At 63.0% G+C, this 18,446-nt stretch carries 2 protein-coding genes; both read left to right on the forward strand.

All coding sequences use genetic code 11. The features are described from left to right. The first annotated feature begins 441 nt into the window (after positions 1–441). Positions 442–8,097, forward strand: coding sequence for a toxin (locus tag IPP03_22555; GenBank protein ID MBL0355276.1), 7,656 nt, complete (start codon positions 442–444; stop codon positions 8,095–8,097). Positions 8,098–9,342: 1,245 nt separating this feature from the next. Continuing rightward, positions 9,343–17,709: a hypothetical protein gene (locus tag IPP03_22560; protein ID MBL0355277.1), complete on the forward strand. Its 8,367-nt coding sequence runs from the start codon at positions 9,343–9,345 to the stop codon at positions 17,707–17,709. The last annotated feature ends 737 nt before the right edge of the window (positions 17,710–18,446 follow it).

Below are 18,446 nucleotides of genomic sequence, written 5' to 3' on the forward strand. Positions count from 1 at the left end.
CAGCCAGAACGCAAGTCGGTGGTGTTTGAGCCGATAGCGCAGCTTTGGCCATTTCTTCTTTACGAGCCCCGCGGGCAGGTGGTGTCATCAACTGCGCGCCCAACCATCGGACTCCAAGACTTGCCGCTCGCAGCACACCCGTCGGTCACCATAGCGAGAGGCGTCGCGCTCTAGCCCGGCTTCAGCGGCTTCGCCAAACCTTTGCTGCGGCGCTTCTTGCTACAGCGCGATTCCTACGCTCCATAGCATGATGCAGTCGGCTTGACTATTGCGAATATTTGACTAGCCTAAGATTTATCACCACGAGTCAGTGCACAGGGCTTGTGGGATTACACGGGGCAGCGAGACATGTGCTTCCTGCTCTTGGCACCAGTCCCATGCTGAGAGGGCGCACTTCGCAGCGGGCTCTCACCCTTAGTTCTGACGGATCGAGGAGGGGCGATGGACGAGGCTTTCGCGAGCCAGTCGGGGAGTACCGCCGCCGAGCGACCAAGTGGCTTGTCGGTGCCCAATCTCACGCTGCCCAGGGGCGGGGGCGCCATTCGCGGCATGGGCGAGAAGTTTGCCGCTAATCCGGTTACCGGCAGCGGATCCGTGACCATCCCAATCGCCGCGTCTCCCGGGCGATCCGGGTTCGGGCCGCAGCTGTCGCTGTCGTACGACTCGTGTGTCGGCAACGGCCCATTCGGATTCGGATGGAATTTGTCCTTACCCGCGATCACACGGAAGACAGATCGGGGCCTGCCACGCTACCGGGATGCCTTGGGCTCGGACGTCTTTATCCTCTCAGGCGCCGAGGATCTGGTGCCCGTTCTCGATCAGGTGGGCGGCAGTTGGAATGCCCGTTCGGTGCAGCGCGGGCTCTACGGCAATTCCTATCGTGTCGATGCCTATCGGCCGCGCGTCGAAGGGCTGTTTGCACGCATCGAGCGCTGGAGCAATGACAGCAATCCCGGCGATGTCTTCTGGCGCTCCATTTCGAAGGACAACATCACCACCTGGTACGGCCGCACCGCAGAGAGCCGTATCACCGACCCGTCCGATCCGGCCCGGATCTTCTCCTGGCTCATCTGCAGCAGCCATGACGACAAGGGCAACGTCATGGTCTATGGCTACAAGGCCGAGGATGCCCAAGGGATCTCCGCATCTACCCTCAATGAGCGCAACCGCACGGCCCTGTCGCGATCGACAAACCGCTACCTCAAGCACATCCGCTACGGGAATCGCCTCCCCTACTTCCCGGATTCGAGCCTGCCGGAGGCAGTCCCGCTGCCGGACGAGTGGCTGTTCGAACTTGTGCTCGATTACGGCGAGCACGATCCCGACGAGCCGCGGCCCGCGGTCGAAATCAGGCCCTGGGACTTGCGCAACGATTCATTCTCGAGCTATCGCGCCGGGTTCGATGTGCGCAGCTATCGTCTGTGCCAGCGCGTACTGATGTTTCATCACTTTCCGGAGGAGGCGGACGTCGGCCCGGATTGCCTCGTGCGATCTACCGATCTCACCTATTCCTACGAGTTGGACCCCTCGAACGCCGACAACCCGATCTTCTCCTTCCTGCTGTCGGCCGTGCAGAACGGTTACCGGCGTGCGCCTGCCGGTGGCTATGTGCGCCGATCCCTGCCCGCGGTGGAATTCGAGTACAGCCGTCCGATCATCAGCGGCGAGGTCAGTGACCTGGACCCCCGCAGCCTGGAGAACCTTCCAGTCGGCCTCGACGGCGGCCAGTACCAGTGGGTCGATCTCGATGGTGAGGGCCTCTCCGGAATCTTGAGCCAGCAAGCAGGGGCCTACTACTACAAGCCGAATCTGAGCCCGGCCGCCATCACCTCGGCGGCCGCGGTCGAGTTCGGGCCGACCCGATGCTTGGCGCAGCAGCCACCTCTGTCCGGCAATGCCAGCCAGCAGTGGCTTGATCTCGCTGGCGACGGACAGCTCGATCTGGTCTACCTGGATGGCCCGACACCCGGCTTCAGCGAACGGTCAGATGACTCAGGCTGGACCGGGTTCAAGCCCTTCGATTCCCTGCCGCGCATCGACTGGGCAGACGCGAATCTGCGCTTCGTCGATCTGACCGGTGATGGTCACGCCGACGTGCTGATCACCGAGGACGACGCTTTCTGCTGGTACGCCTCGCTGGCGGAGGCCGGCTTCGCCCCGGCAGAACGCCTGCAGCAGGCGCTCGACGAGGAACAAGGCCCGCGCCTGGTCTTCGCCGACGGGAAGCAGTCGATCTATCTCGCTGACATGAGCGGTGACGGCCTCACCGATCTGGCGCGGGTGCGCAACGGCGAGGTGTGCTACTGGCCCAATCTCGGCTACGGCCGCTTCGGCGCCAAGGTCGGCATGGACAACGCCCCCTGGCTCGACCGGCCGGATCAGTTCGACCAGAGCCGCATCAGGCTCGCCGACATCGACGGCTCGGGGGTGATCGATATCATCTATCTGGCCGCAGATGGTGTGAAGCTGTACTTCAACCAGTCGGGCAACAGCTGGGGCGCCGAACGCAAGCTGGCCGCGTTCCCGCCGCTGGACAATCTGGCCGCCGTTCAGGTGGCCGATCTCATGGGCAACGGCACCGCCTGTCTCGTCTGGTCCTCACCGCTGGCCGGCGATGCCGCCAGTCCGATGCGCTACGTGGACCTGATGGGCGGACAGAAGCCGCATTTGCTGACCCGCTCCGTCAACAACCTGGGCGCCGAGACCCTGGCGTTCTACGCCCCCTCGACCAAGTTCTACCTGGCCGATGCGTTCGCGGGCAAGCCCTGGATCACCAAGATTCCATTTCCGGTCCACGTGCTCGAACGGGTCGAAACCTGCGACCGCATCAGCGGCAATCGCTTCGTCACCCGTTACGCCTATCACCACGGCTACTTCGATGGCACCGAGCGCGAGTTCCGCGGCTTCGGCATGGTCGAGCAGTGGGACACCGAGGAATACGCCGCGCTGGCCGAAAGCCAGACACTGTCCCCGGGTACCAACATCGACGCCAGTTCCCACGTGCCGCCGGTTCTGACCCGCACCTGGTACCACACCGGCGTCTACCTCGGCGGCGGGGGCATCTCGAACTATTTCGCCGGGCTCCTCGATGCCAACGACACCGGCGAGTACTACCGCGAGCCGGATTTGGACGACGCCGAGGCAAAGGCCCTGCTGCTGGCCGATACCATCCTGCCCGAGGGTCTGACCACCGAGGAGGAACGCGAGGCCTGCCGCGCCCTCAAGGGCGCCATGCTGCGGCAGGAAGTCTACGCGCTGGACGACAGCGAAAAAGAGGCGCATCCCTACGCGGTCACCGAGCAGAACTTCACCCTGCGCATGCTGCAGCCGAAGGCGGGCAACCCCCATGCGGTGTTCTTCTCGCACCCGCGCGAGGCCATCAGCTATCACTACGAACGCAAGCCCGCCGATCCACGCATCGGCCATGCCCTGACGCTTGAGGTGGACGACTTTGGCAACGCGCTCAGGTCGGCAGCTGTCGGTTACGGCCGTCGCCAAGCCGACACGACGCTGACGCCCACGGAACAGGGCGAGCAGTCGGCGATCCACGTCACCTGCACCGAGAGCGGTTTCACCAACCCGGTCGACAATGAGGACCGCTACCGGACGCCGCTGCCGAGCGAAAGCCGAAGCTTCGAGGTGACGGGCCTCCGGTTTGCTCCCGGTGCGCGATTCGATTTCGCCACGCTGAATACCGCCATCACGGAGGCTGAGGAACTCCCCTACGAGACGCCGCCCGATGCCAACCGCGAGCAGAAGCGCCTCATCGAGCACGTACGCACCCTCTATCGCCCGGACGATCTCGGCGCCAGCCATGGCGGCGATCCGCTGGCCCTGCTCACGCTCGGTCAGCTCGAGTCGCTCGCTCTCCCCGGGGAGAGCTACAAGCTCGCCTTCACACCAGGCTTGCTCGCCCAGGTCTATGGCGAGCGGGTCTCCGACGCCATGCTCGCCGACGAAGGCCGCTATGTGCACAACGAGGGCGACGCCAACTGGTGGCTGCACGCGGGGCGCATTTTCTTCTCCCCGGCGACCGACGCCGCCGCGACGGCCGAGCTCGCCATTGCGCGGCAGCACTTCTTCACTCAGCGGCGCTACCGCGACCCGTTTCATTCGCCCGCGCGCAGCACCGAAACCCTCGTGACCTTCGATACCTACAACCTAATGCCGGTCGAGGTGCGCGATGCCATCGACAATGTCGTTGCCACGAGGAATGACTACCGCACGCTGCAGCCGAGCCAAGTCACCGACCCCAACGGCAACCGCTCCATGGCCGCCTTCGACGCACTGGGACTCGTCGTCGGCACGGCGGTCATGGGCAAGGCGCCGCCGGCCACGGTCGAAGGCGACTCGCTGGATGGCTTCGAGCCGGACCTCGACGATGCCACCATTGCTGCGCACCTCGCCGATCCGCTCGACTATCCCCACAGCATCCTGCAGCGGGCGAGCACCCGCCTGATCTACGACCTTTATGCCTACCAGCGCACCAAAGCCGAGCCCCAGCCGCAAGCCCCGGTCGTGTACGCCCTCGTCCGTGAGACTCACGATGCCGACCTCACAGACGGCGCGCTCACCAAGGTCCAGCACGCCTTCAGCTACTCCGACGGCTTCGGCCGCGAGATCCAGAAGAAGATCCAGGCCGAGCCGGGCCCCGTGACCGACGGCGGGCCCGTGGTCAGCCCACGCTGGGTGGGCAGCGGCTGGACGGTGTTCAACAACAAGGGCAAGCCGGTCCGCCAGTACGAGCCCTTCTTCACCGACACCCATGTCTTTGAATTCGATGTCCGCCGCGGCGTCAGCCCGATCCTGTTCTACGACCCGGTGCAGCGCGTCGTCGCCACCCTCAATCCCAATCACACTTGGCAGAAAGTGGTGTTCGACCCCTGGCGGCAGGAGACCTGGGACGTCAACGACACTGTCCTGATCGACGATCCCAAGGAACCCAATGACGATCCGGATGTGGACAATTCAGATGTAGCGGACTACTTCCGCCGTCTGCCCGACGCGGACTACCTGCCGTCCTGGTATGCGCAGCGGGCCGACGGCGCGCTGGGTGCGCAAGAGCAGGCCGCCGCAACCAAGGCAGCCGTGCATGCCTTCACGCCGAGCGCCGCGCATGTGGATTCCCTTGGCCGTGCCTTTCTCACCGTCGCCCACAACAGACTCAAGCGCAGCGATACGCCAGTCAATGACCGCCCAGAAGAGGCCTTCCGCCGCACCCGCGTCGTACTCGATATCGAAGGCAACCAGCGTAACGTCATCGACGCGCTCGACCGCAGCGTCATGCGCTACGACTACGACATGCTCGGCAACCAGGTGCACTCGTGGAGCATGGATGCCGGCGAACGCTGGCTGCTCAACGACATTGCCGACAAGCCCATTCGCGCCTGGGACAGCCGCGGCTTTGCGCGGCGCCTGACCTACGATGCGCTGCGCCGCTCTACAGGCCTGTTCGTGACCGAAAGTGGCGTGGAACGACTGGCAGAGCGTACCGTATACGGCGAAGCCCTGGGAGCCGCGACCAACCACCGCGGCCGTGTGTCCCAGCAGTTCGACGCCGCCGGCGTCGTGACCAGCATCGGCTACGACTTCAAGGGCAACTTGCTCTCGAGCCAACGCGATCTCCTGCCGGACTACCAGTCCGGGGTCGACTGGTTGCAGGACCCCTCCGCAACCGCCGGCCGCTTCACTAGTAGCGGCACGTACGACGCGCTGAATCGCCCCGTCACGGCGACCTCGCCGGACGGCAGCGTGTATCGTCCCCAATTCAACGATGCCAACCTGCTCCAACAGGTCGACGTGCACCTGCGGGGTGCAGGTACGGCCACGCACTTCGTCACCAACATCGACTACGACGCCAAGGGCCAGCGCCAGCAGATCTCCTACTACAACGGAACGGTCGCGGCGTACGAGTACGATCCGCTGACCTTCCGCTTGATGCGCTTGAAGACGACGCGCCCCGCGGGCGCCGACACAACCGCCTCGCAGATCTTTGAGAGCCCGACCCTGGTGCAGGACCTGCGCTACGTCTACGATCCGGTTGGCAACCTCACCCGCATCCATGACGCGGCCCTGAACACAACGTTCCGCGATGGTCAGCAAATCGATCCGGCCGCGGGCTACGCCTACGACGCGATCTACCAGCTCATCGAGGCCACGGGCCGCGAGCACATCGGGCAGAGCGCCTTCAACTTCGATCCACCCGGCGGCGCCTGCCGCGACTACCCCTTCGTCGGCAATCGGGCGAACCCCAACGACCTGCAGGCGCTGCGCAACTACACCGAGCGCTACCAATACGACGCCGTCGGCAACTTCGAAACAATGGCCCACCTGGCGAGTGGAGCCGGCTGGACGCGGCGCTACGAGTATGGCGAACCAAGTCTGATTGAGGCGGGCAAACCGAGCAACCGGCTGAGCCAGACGACCGTGGGCAACGGATTCACTCAGGTCGAGCGCTACGCACACGACGCCCACGGCAACATGACGGCGCTGCCGCACTTGCCGTTGATGCGTTGGGACTACCGAGATCAGCTCATGGCATCCGCGCGCCAGGTGGTCAACGACGGTACACCGGAAACGACCTACTACGTTTACGATGCCGCGGGGCAGCGGGTGCGCAAGGTTACCGAGCGGTCGGCAAACGCCGGCGTAACCGCGGCGCGGAAGAATGAGCGCATCTATCTCGGCGGGTTCGAGGTGTATCGCGAGTACGACGGCGCTGGCGCTGCGGTTACGCTGGAGCGCGAGTCTCTGCACGTCATGGATGACCAGCAACGAGTGGCGCTAGTGGAGACGCAGACCGTTGAGGACGGTAGCGTGGTCCGGACGCCCGTGCCGTTGCAGCGGTACCAGTTTGGCAACCATTTGGGTTCCGCTAGCGTGGAGTTGGATGGGGGTGGGGCGCTGATTGGGTACGAGGAGTATCACCCGTATGGAACGTCAGCGTTTCAGGCGGGGCGCAGCGCCGCGGAGGTGAGCCTGAAGCGGTATCGGTATACGGGGATGGAGCGAGATGAGGAGACGGGGCTCGCGTGCCACGGAGTGAGGTACTACGCGACGTGGTTGGGGCGGTGGGCGAGTGCGGACCCAAAGGGGGTAAATACGGGGATAAACCGCTATCGTTACGGAAGTGGAAATCCGGCGAATCGCCTCGACCCCTCCGGCCTAGAGGATGTTGCTTCGCAATCATGGACCGATTGGTTTCTGTCGTTCAACCCTTTCAGCAATATACCGCTTATGGACGCTACTAGAACCCTTGGGCCAGTGTATGGCGACCCGGTCCACCTCGATCCGGATGCGGTCAAAGAAGGACAGACTCGCACGGCAGAATCAGTTTCAGATGTCGGTTCCACCATCCTGGACATCGTCCTTAGCGTTGCGGGTTCTGGAATTGAACTTCCGATCGGACGAGGTTGGGGCGCTGCGGAACGTGGACCATCGATGTCACGTGCACCAGTTGCGGAAGGTGTTGCCCGAACGGTGGTCGCATCCGAGGCGCGCAAGGGTGTGGAGGCGGCCAGCCTCTCGAGGGTCGACCCGTTAGCGAAAAAGTTGACCGATACGTTCTACAAGAACCTTGAGCGCGCAGCGGCACGTGCTGGTAACGAAGTAATCTCCCTGGGCGCCGTACGGGGAATTGAGGGTGTCCCGGTGATCATGGCTCAAGGAGAAAGTGCCGAGGCTGCTGCGCAACTCAGGCACTTCTCCGAGGGCCAGGGATTTTCGTTTGCCATGGATCCTCGGAATCGGGAGTGGGTGGCGATTGCGACTGGCGAGGGGGCTGCGCCCACAGCTCAACTGCGATCGGGTCGTGTGATGCCCGCGGCACAGCGCAATGGAACTCATCTGGATGGTGCCAGCTTGCTCGCGCGCCGCCCCCTTACCCTCGAAGAGTCAAGAGCGGCCGGCTTGTTCGGCGGGGCGATCGTGATGCGGGCCGATAACACGATCGAACTTGGCGTCGCCTCTGGAGTGCTGAATAGGGCATACGTCAATGGCCCTGGAGGGGCGATGGGGCGAACACTTCCCGAAGCTGAGATCCAAATGATGACCGAGCTATTCGAAAGCATGGGGTTCCAAACAATTGTCAATAGGTAGTGGTGTTGCGATCACTTTATCAGGCTCAGAGCGAGCGATTCTGCAGGGGTCATCATGGCAAACCAAATTGCGATAGCAGAGAGTGCAATTCCCTTGAGTATCAAAGGGTCCAAGGTCGATTTGCTGTTGCCCGAAGCCCGATCACAGCTAAACCTTTATCCGCTAAAGCCAACCACGCCGCAGAACTGTAGCCCCACCGCAAGCAAGCCGACGAAAGGATCCCGTGATGAACAAGATCACCTTCCCTCTCAATCTCCAGGTGCAGGGCCCCGAAGTCGCTGACCTTCACGAGGCACTGGCATTGCTGGGCTTCGCGATCGCCAAGTCGGAACAGACCAAGCAGCGCTTCGGCCCTACGACTCAGGCCGCGCTGAGCAAATTTCAGACGGTGCAGAAGCTCGCCGCGACCGGCGAGGTCGACGCGGCCACCGCCGATGCCCTCAACGCGGTGCTGGCCGACATGGGTGCCTTCGATCCAGCGCCGGGCGGCGGCAACGATCCGCCCGTACCCAACATCCCTCCCGAAACTTCTCGGCTATTCAGCGTTCAGGGCGAGGTGGTCAAGCCGGATGGCGCGCCGGTGCCCAACCAGATCGTGCGCGCCTACGACCGGGCGCTGTGCGAATGGCGCCAGCTGGGTGACGCCGATGCCGTAGTCCGCACCAACGATCTGGGCCGCTATGAATTCACCTACGATCCGGCGCAGCTGACGCAGTGGGGGAAGACTCGCGCCGACCTCAAGGTCGAGGTGCGCGATCCGACCGCCGACACCGTGCTCGCCGAGTCGCCGCTGATCCTGCGCGCGCTGCCGCATGAGACGGTGAATTTCTCGATTGGCAAGGACCCCTACCGTGGCCCTGACGAATTCAGCCGATTGCAGAAGACGCTCGCACCGATGCTCGGCGCGCATGACGCCGATTTGAGTTGCCTGCTGGTGTCGGACGTGCTGATTCTGGCCCGCGAGGCCGGCCTGGCCATCTCCAAGGTCGCCTACTATGTAAAGGCGCGGCGCTGGTCGGCAACGTTCGGCCTGCCCACTGCGCTTTTTACGGCTTGTTGCGCGGTGGCGAGCCGACCCGCATCGACGCCTTGTTGGCCCGACCGCTGGAGCGTCTGTGGGCGCGACTGCAGGAAGCGAAATCGCGCAATTTCATCGGCCTCGCGCTGTCGCTCAATTTGCGTGGGCAACTGGCGCAGGTGCAACAGGGCTATCTTGCGCGGCCCGAGCATCCCTATGCGAAATTGTTGCAAACCACGGGGCTCGGCACCGACAAGCAGTCCACCTTCACCCGCCGGCTCACCACGGGCGATGCTTCGGGCGATGAGCTGTGGCAAGCCCTGCAAGTCGAAGACGGTTTCAGTGCCGGCGAGGTGGGCACACTGCAACAGACTTTCGAGCTGCAGGCCGTGGTCGGCGACAACACCAGCCTGAGCGGGGCCCTGCGCGGTGGCCTGGCAGTGCAGGCTGCGCGAGAGGTGGCCGCGTTCAGCCCCGAATATTGGCGCGACATGGTGTTGACCATCGCCACGGTGGAGTTTCCCGACGAGGTGCTGCCCGATGGCACCCCGGCACAGCGCAGGGCCGCGTACGCGCAGATGCTCTACCGCGAGGCGGAGCGGCGCTATCCGACCGCTTCGCTGACCGGCCAGATGACGCGAAATGCGCAGTGGGCGAGCCACCCGGCGCTTGGCTTCATGTCCGACAACCCGGACTTCGAATTCGGCGATTTGCGGCTGCTCAACTTCCTGCGCGAGAACCCTGGAGCACTTGACGCCGGGCAGGGCGAGGTTCGCGGCGACCTGTTGCGCATTGAGCAGCTCTTTCATCTGACCGCGCCGCAGGACAAGCTCGTCTCGATCCAAGCGATGTGGAATGCCGGGATGCGCTCGGCCTCCCAGGTCGCCGCGGCGGGCCGCGCCGGACTGGCGCGGCGCCTGGCTGGCACGGTCGACACCAAGACCGTTCAGCGCATGTACCGCAAGGCGGTGCATGTGACCTCGCTGGCGCTGAGCGTCTATCTGCGTTTCAACCCCAACCTGAATCGCCTGCCGCTCGCCACGCTGCGCTCGAATCAAGCGCCCGACGGGCAGGCGGCGACCACACAGGCCCTGGCGCGGTCGACCATCGCGCTGCCCGAATGGCAAGAGTTGTTCGGCTCACCCGACGCCTGTGAATGCTCGCACTGCGAATCGGCGCTCAGTCCCGCCGCCTATCTGGTGTCGATCATGGCCTTTCTTGAGTGCGCCGTGGATGCCGACGGCCACAACGCGCTGGACGAACTGCTCGCGCGCCGCCCAGACCTTGGCGCACTGCAGCTGAGCTGCGAGAACACTGAGACCTTGGTGCCACACATCGATCTGGCAATCGAGATCCTCGAATCCATCGTTGCCAGTGCCAACGGCCAGACACTGTCGGCCACCGATATCGGCCCCACGACCTGGGATGCCGACCTGCTCGCCGCGCAACCCGAATACCTGCGCACGGCGGCCTACGACATCGTGCGCCTCGCGCCCTACCCTTTGCGGAGCCTGCCATTCGACCTGTGGGCTGAGGAAGGCCGACGCTACCTGAAGCGCATGGGCATCGAGCGCGAGGAGTTGATGTTGGCCATGCCGGCGATGCCCGGCGTCGGTCCGCTGCAAATGGCCACCGAGGCGCTCGGCATGAGCCGCTTCGAGCGCGAACTGATTGCCCAGCCGAAAGTGGCACCCGCTGCATTGGCACCTCTGTGGGGCTACGACAGTGCTGCGAAGCTTGCCGCAGCAAAGCTTGGAACGGTGGCCAACCTGCTGGCGCGTGCCGACATCGACTACGACACCTTGCTGCGCCTGCTGAACACGCGCTACTTGAATCCAGCGCGATCGATCAGCATTCGCTTCGACGGCACACCCTGCTCGGTCGACGGCGCCGTGCTCATCGACGCGGCCGGTGTCGAACTAGCTGGAGCACCCTTGCGCACGATGCTCGACCGGTTGCACCGGTTCGTGCGTTTGCAGTCACGTCTGGATTGCGACGAATACACACTCGACTTGGTCATCCAGGCCCTGGGTGCCGGCGATTTCGATGCGCCGCACTTCTTCGAGAAACTCGCCGCCGTGCAAGCGCTGCGGCGCGACTTGCGTGTCGGACTCGCCGACCTGGGGAGTTGGTGGGGCGCCGCGCTCGACACCTTCATCTTTGAGGACGACCAGCCCTCGCAGTACGAGTCGATCTACCTCGACGAGGCGCGATTCCCGGACACACACTCGGGCACTGGCGTGGACCTGCGAAACGCCGTCTTCGCGCTGCGCGCGGACCGTGCCGATCTGGCGATCACGACCTCGGCCGACGCCAGCTTGAGCCCGTGGCTGGCCGAATCCGACAGCGCCGCTGAGCCGACTTACCTCCTCCAGGCCGACTACGGCGCGTACATCCAGAGCGCCACCCGTTTGACGGGCGACGATCTGCTGCTGCTGGTGGGCGCCATGCTACCCAAGGATGCCATCAGCGGGCATGTCGCACTCGACCTGGCGAATGTATCGCTGACCTATCGGATCGCTACGTTTGCTCGCGCATCGAAGCTCAGTGTCAAGGACTTCATTCGTCTGATCGCCTTGACGGGCCAGATGCCACTGCATGCGCCGTCTGTCGATGCCGGCCCGGTCGACACCCAGAGCTTCGTCGACGTGTTGCGCGAAATCCAGGCCGCCGAACATTCCGTCGAGCAACTGGCCTACCTGCATCTTCACGAGGCGCAAGCCGTGGCGGCGCTGGCGCCCGGCGCCGAGACCGCCGCGGCGTGGCTCGAGTCGATGGTCGAAAGTTTCAATGGCATCGTGCGCCTGGACGACGCCGGCTTGACTGACGAGCTGAAGTCCTCGCTGACCCAGTCTCTCGGTTCGACGCTGAGCTTGGACCCAGCCGCGCTGGACGCCTTGTTGTTCACAAACCGCCCTCGGTTGGGCGACGCGTTGTTGTCGCACGTGATCGTTGCCGCCAACCAGGGCGGTACGGACCTGCCGGTGCCAGTGGGCGAGTTCCCGGCCTTGTTCGATCAACTCAACAAGTTCAGTCTCGCGTGGAGCGGCTTGAAGCTCGATCTCGCGTTCTTGCCCTTCTTGCTGGTTACGGGCCCAAGAATGGGATGGGCAGACATTGCCGCGCTGCCGGTGACTGCTCCCCCCACGGCCGTATTCGACCCCTGGCGCAGATTGGTGTCCGCTGCGGCATTGCAGAACTCAACCTTCACGCCAGAGGAGTCACTGTTTGCCTTCATCGAGCAAGCCATTGCGCAGTCGATTGATCCCGCGAGCTTCTTGCTCGACGACTTTCTGGCACAACTCAGCGCGTGGACCGCATGGCCCCTGGCCGACGTCACCTATCTGACAGGGTCGAGGGGCTTCAATCTCGCCCTGCCCTCAGCCATGCGCGACGAGCGCGCGTTGCTCGCCATGAAGGAGGTCTTCGATCTGATCCGGACCTCGGGCGTGAGCGTGGCGCAGGCCCACAGCTGGACGATCGAGGAGCTCGGGTACGTGCAGACGCAGGCGATCAAGCAAGGCCTGTCCCCTGCGTTCGCCCCGGAGCGGTGGCTCGATGTGCTGGGCACGATCCAGGACCAATTGCGCACGCTCAAGCGCGATGCCTTGCTCGGCCAGGCATTGAACCATCTGGGCATGAAGGACGCCGAGGCGTTTTACGCCCAGTACCTGATTGATCCGGCAATGTCGCCGGCCGACCGCACCTCGCGCATCGTGCTGGCGCATTCGGCGGTGCAGTTGTTCGTGCAGCGCATCCTGCTGAATCTGGAGCGCTACAAATTCGATAAGGCCGACGCGACGGCCTGGCAGTGGCAGCAGAACTACCGTGTCTGGGAGGCGGCGCGGCGGGTCTTCCTGACGCCCGAGAACTGGCTCGAGCCGGAGTGGCGCGACGACAAGTCAGCCTTCTTCCGCGAACTCGAAGACGCCCTGGACCAGGAGGATGTGACGGCCGAATCCGCCGAACGCATCTATGTCGACTACCTTCGCAAGGTCGACCAGGTGAGTCGGCTCGAGATTCTCGGCAGCTACGAGGAATCGTGGACCGCCGGCGATACCGATACCGTCCATCTGCACGTCGTAGGCCGCACGCAGGAGGTGCCGGCAGCCTACTTCTACCGACGGCTGGAAGACCATCTGCACTGGACGCCATGGGAGCGCATCCAGCTCGACATGTCTGGCGACCACCTCGTTCCGGTCGCCTACAACGGCAAGCTCTACCTCTTCTGGCCCGAATTCAAGGTCACCGATTCGAACGATCCAACGGCTATGGAGCAAACGATGGATAAGGTCGCCGCCGCGCAACAGGATATTGCCGATGTCCAGAACGATATCGACGCCAAGAAGCGGGAGATCAAGCAAAACGACGACCCCGAGGAACTCCCCTCGTTAGCGGCCGATCTCCTGGCGCTTGTCGACGAGCTGCGCATTGCGCAGGGTGCATACGACAAATTTGTTGACCCGGACGGCACGGTGCATGTCGACCCTGATATTGAGAATCCCGTGCGCTTCGATGTCGAGCTGGGCATGTCCTGGTGCACCCTCGGACCAAATGGAACCTCGCCCAAGCAGAGTGCTCGCGAGAAACTCGTCTATCAAACCAACGTCGACCCCGAGTGGCACTATTTCGGTGGCTGGGTCAGCGGCGACAACCTGCTGCGCATTGCGGTACGGTCGTCGCATTCTTCAGAGCCCGACATTGGCTATTTCTATCTCGACAACCTCAATGGTGAGTTACATGCCAGCACGTTCCTGAGCGGCGCGCCGGTCGGCGACGTGTCGATCACGGGCGCGTCGCAGAGCTTTCAGTCCCTCAACCTTATCTATTTCACCGACGGAATATCGCGACTGGAGTTGCAAATTGCGGGCGACCCATGGCTGGGCGAGATGGTGAAGGAAGAAGCCCGATCCGCAGCTGCGGCCCTCAGGGCCGTCGAGACAAACGTCGGCAATATGGACATGTTGTCGGTGCCTCGAATACCGCAAATTCGCACGCTGTTCAATACCCTGACCGACGGCTACGGCCGCGTTCACTATCTCCATCAGCTGGGGTTGGGGGGCACCGAGGCGGCACCGTTCTTTTTTTCCAGCAATCTGGGCTGCTACTTTGCTCAGCAGGAGTCCGTGCCGGTGCGGCCGATTTTCCAGGTCGCTGCAACAAGCGCATCGCCCGGCTCGGTTCGCCTGATGGCACCGGTGCCGTCGGCCCGTGCTGCGGTTGTCGAGGCCGACGCGCACTATCAGTCGAACGGCACCCAGATCATCGACCGAGGCCTCGGCAGCGCGGCCGGCACCACGTTGCAATCGAATACGACGCTGGTGAACAGCATCCTCGTCGACGACAAGGAACCCATTGTGTTAGCCGGCACCGACCTGTTGGAGACCACGACGAAGTACCGCTTCACGCAATTCGCCGACCCGAACAGCAGCCTGTTCTTACGCCAGGTGTGGCGCCACGGCGTGACCGGCTTGCTCAGTCCTGACCCATTGGACGACGAGGATTCGGAAACTCTCTATCGGCAACTTTTGCCGCTCGACGGTTTTGATTTTGCAGCGTCCTACGAGCCCAACACCGCTTGGGTGGCCACGCCATACCCCAAGGGCGAGATCGATTTCGACGACAGTTCGCCCTGCGCATGGTCGAACTGGGAACTCTTTTTCCATATCCCGATGACCATCGCGACCCGGCTGATGCGCAACGAGCGCCACGCCGAAGCGCGACTATGGATGCAGCACATCTTCGACCCAACTGCCGCCGACGACGCCGGCCCCGAGGGCTTCTGGAAGATCAAGCCCTTCTACGAGGAGCAGCAGGGTGGGGCCGTGCAGTCGCTCGACGAATTGCTGACAACTGGCAATAGCGCCTACGAGCAGCAGGTCGAGGCCTGGGTAGCCGATCCCTTCCAGCCCCACGTGATTGCCAGGTTGCGCATTTCGGCCTACATGCAATTCGTCGTGATGCGCTACCTGAGCTCGTTGATCGGCGAGGCGGACCTGCTGTTCCGCCGCGACACGCGCGAATACATCGATCAAGCGCGGCAACTCTATGTGCTGGCCAGCAGCATCCTGGGCGAACGACCGATCATGCTGCCGGCGCAGGAGACATTCATCACAACGCCGAACCTGCTGCTGAACCGGTTCCGATTCGACTGGAACGGGCTGGCAGGCGGCAATCCACTGGACTCGCTGACGTCGTGGCTTTCGGTGGGTTTGCCTGGGGCTTCGACAACACCGAAGAGGAGCATCGGCTTGGCAAGTGGCGGGCTGACCGTCGATGCCACGGGTGCTGGCGGTGCCTTGTCCACCTCATTCGGCGGGACCGGGCACGCTGTCACGCTGGGCAGCGCCAGCGGGGTGGATACCTTGTTGCTGATGTGCATCCCGCACAACGATGTCCTGTATGGCTACTGGGACCTGGTCGCCGATCGTCTGTTCAAGATCCGGCACAGCATGAATTTGAGCGGCCAGGTCAGGCAGCTTGCGCTGTTTGCGCCGCCAATAGACCCTGCGTTACTGGTACGTGCTGCCGCCGCGGGCCTGGATATCGAGGCCGTTCTGAGCGGGCAGTTTGCGCCGCGCTCGAACTACCGGTTCGCCTTCATGTTGCAGAAAGCCCTGGAGCTTTGCGGCGAAGCGCGCAATTTGGGCCAGATGCTGCTGGCCGCTCTCGAGAAGCGCGATGCCGAGCAACTCGGCGTGTTGCGCAGCACACACGAGCTTGGGCTGTTGGCGGCGATTCGCTCGCTCAAGACGAAGAGTGTCGATGAGGCAGATGCCTCGCTGGCGAGCCTTGTGGAGAGCCGAGAAGCGGCGCAGTTCAGGATCGAGTACTACTCGGGCCTGGAAAGGGTCAACGCGGGAGAGCAGAAGAGCCTCGATGCTTTGGAGAAGGGCCGAGTTTTCCAGATCGCGGCCGAGATCGCCGAGACGTCGGCAGGCCTCTTGAATCTTTTGCCAAATATATCGATCGGCTTCGCACCCCCAGCTCCTCCATCGACATCGATTTCCTTCGGCGGCTCGAATCTCGGTGCTGCGGTGCAAGCCACCGCAAGTGCGGCCAGGGCGCTTGCAAACGCCAAGACCTACGAAGCTTCGAAGGCCAGCACGATGGCGGGATACGGCCGCCGGTCGCGCGACTGGCGCTTCCAGGCCGATCTGGCACGGCGCGACGTCAAACAATTCGACAAGCAGATCCTGGCTGCCGAGATACGCAAGCAGAGTGCCGAAACCGATCGTGACAATCACGACAAGCAGATTGACCAAGCCAAGCAGGTCGATGAATTTCTCAAGCTCAAGTTCAGCAACCAGCAACTCTACGGCTGGATGGTTTCCAAGCTGGCGTCCGTGCATTTCCAGGCCTATCAGATGGGCTACCAGATGGCCGTGCAGGCCGAGGCCGCATTCAGAGAGGAGTTGGGCCCCGCCGAACAATCGATGTCGTTCATCAAGTTCGACAACTGGGACAGTCTCAAGAAGGGGCTGCTCGCCGGGGACCTGCTGTGCCAGCAGCTGCGCCAAATGGAAGTTGCTCACATTGCCGCCAACAAGCGCGAGCTCGAGATCACGAAGCACATCTCCCTGTTCCAGCTCGATCCGACCGCTCTACTGGCACTCCGCGAAACCGGCAGTTGCGATATCCATATCCCCGAGGTGTTGTTCAACATGGATTTCGCGGGCCACTATTTCCGCCGCATCAAGTCGGCGCGCATCTCGATTCCCTGTGTGGTCGGCCCCTATACCAACGTCAGCGGCGTCTTGACGCTGACCGAAAGCTGGACAAGAAGGAACGCGAATCTCGCCGACCCGACTCAGCCGGAACGTGACCTGACGGTCTCCCCGCAGACCGCCATCGCGACCAGCAGCGCCAATCAGGATGGTGGCGTATTTGAGCTCAGCTTCAGCGATCCGCGCTACCTTCCATTCGAAGGCGAAGGGGCCGTCAGCACCTGGCGGCTGGAACTCCCGAGCGCCGTCCGAGCCTTCGACTATGACACCATCACCGACGTAATCCTGCATTTGAGCTATTCGGCACGTGATGGGGGTGCCACAGTGCAGGAAGACGGGGCCACCAGCTTCAAACAGGCGGTGAGCGAAGGACTGACTGCCGCGCTGAACGACCTGAAATCGCTGCTCGAACAACCGGATGTGAGCTTGTCGCGCCTCTTCAGCCTGCGCCAGGAGTTCGCCGCCGAGTGGAACCGCCTACTCTTTCCGGGCGAGGGCCAGCCGCAAACGCTGACCTTGAGTCTGACCAAGCGGCATTTTCCGAAGTACCTGGATTATGTCTGGCTGGATTCGTCAGCTGCACCCATCGTTTTGGTGGTCGACTCACTCAACGTCTTCCTCAACCCCGCCCTCGATCACCCGATCGACGCGGCGGGCGTCGTCTTCAAGGTCAACAATTCGACGGCCAGCGATAGCGACCCACCGGGACTCATCGAGTTCGAAGCGGTGTCCGGCCTGTCCGGCAACACTATTGACAACTTGGCGGGGCTGACTCTCACGCTCACGATCAACAATGGCACATTGCTTCCAGAGGCGTGGAAGGATATGTACTTCCTCGTGAGATATCGCGTGAACATAGGCGGCTAGCCTGAACGCCAGACCAACGCGCGCTCCCATGGCAGCAGACATGGGAGCGCGCCGCGGTACCCGGGGCCGATCAAAACGGGCAGGTAGAAGCAGACTCCCGGCAAACCGTCGCAAGCGGGCGCGATACTGGCATGTTCCTCGATCCGAGCACATTCCAGGCAAGGAAAGGTGCCGAATCTCTTTGCGGCACTCGCAAGCTGGCCGCTACAGGCGGCCATCGCGTTCCGCGATACTGCAAGGAGGGGAGACGCGCGGACCCAAAGCGATGCTTGCCGTCACGCGCATCGTCCTGCAGGTGGTCGGAGCGTATCTGTGGGGAAGAACCCCAGGGCGCCGGTTCCGCGGCTCCTGGGCTCAGTGGTCTTTGCTCAAGGGTCCGGAGCGTCGCCGGCGCACCACATCTTTTCGGGTGCTCCATCATCGACGACGTACGATGCCGCGGCGATGACACGTCCAAGACATCGTGATCTGTTGCATGCGACGGTCGGCAATGGTTAGATGGACGGTCATTACGGTTTCAAAGTCGGATGTCCGTTGTTGGCCGAAAGTGTGAGTACGGCTAAGTTGCCAGAAAGCCGACGTCCGCGGTAGGCACTCTGGTTCCTGTCTGGTGTTGGTCGGCTTCAATCCTCCAGGCTCATAGCTGCTCCACAAGTTTGTGGATCAGGATCTTCTCGACCACAGCCCTGCTTTCGGCTTTGGCCTGGTTCCAGCGAATTCATGCGGTGACGATCCGC

The organism is Candidatus Dechloromonas phosphoritropha (genome assembly GCA_016722705.1).
In the GTDB taxonomy this organism is placed as follows: Bacteria; Pseudomonadota; Gammaproteobacteria; order Burkholderiales; family Rhodocyclaceae; genus Azonexus; species Azonexus phosphoritrophus.

Excerpts from the sequence above, each read along its gene's own strand:
- IPP03_22555 (MBL0355276.1), top strand. The coding sequence starts at position 442 with ATGGACGAGGCTTTCGCGAGCCAGTCGGGGAGTACCGCCGCCGAGCGA.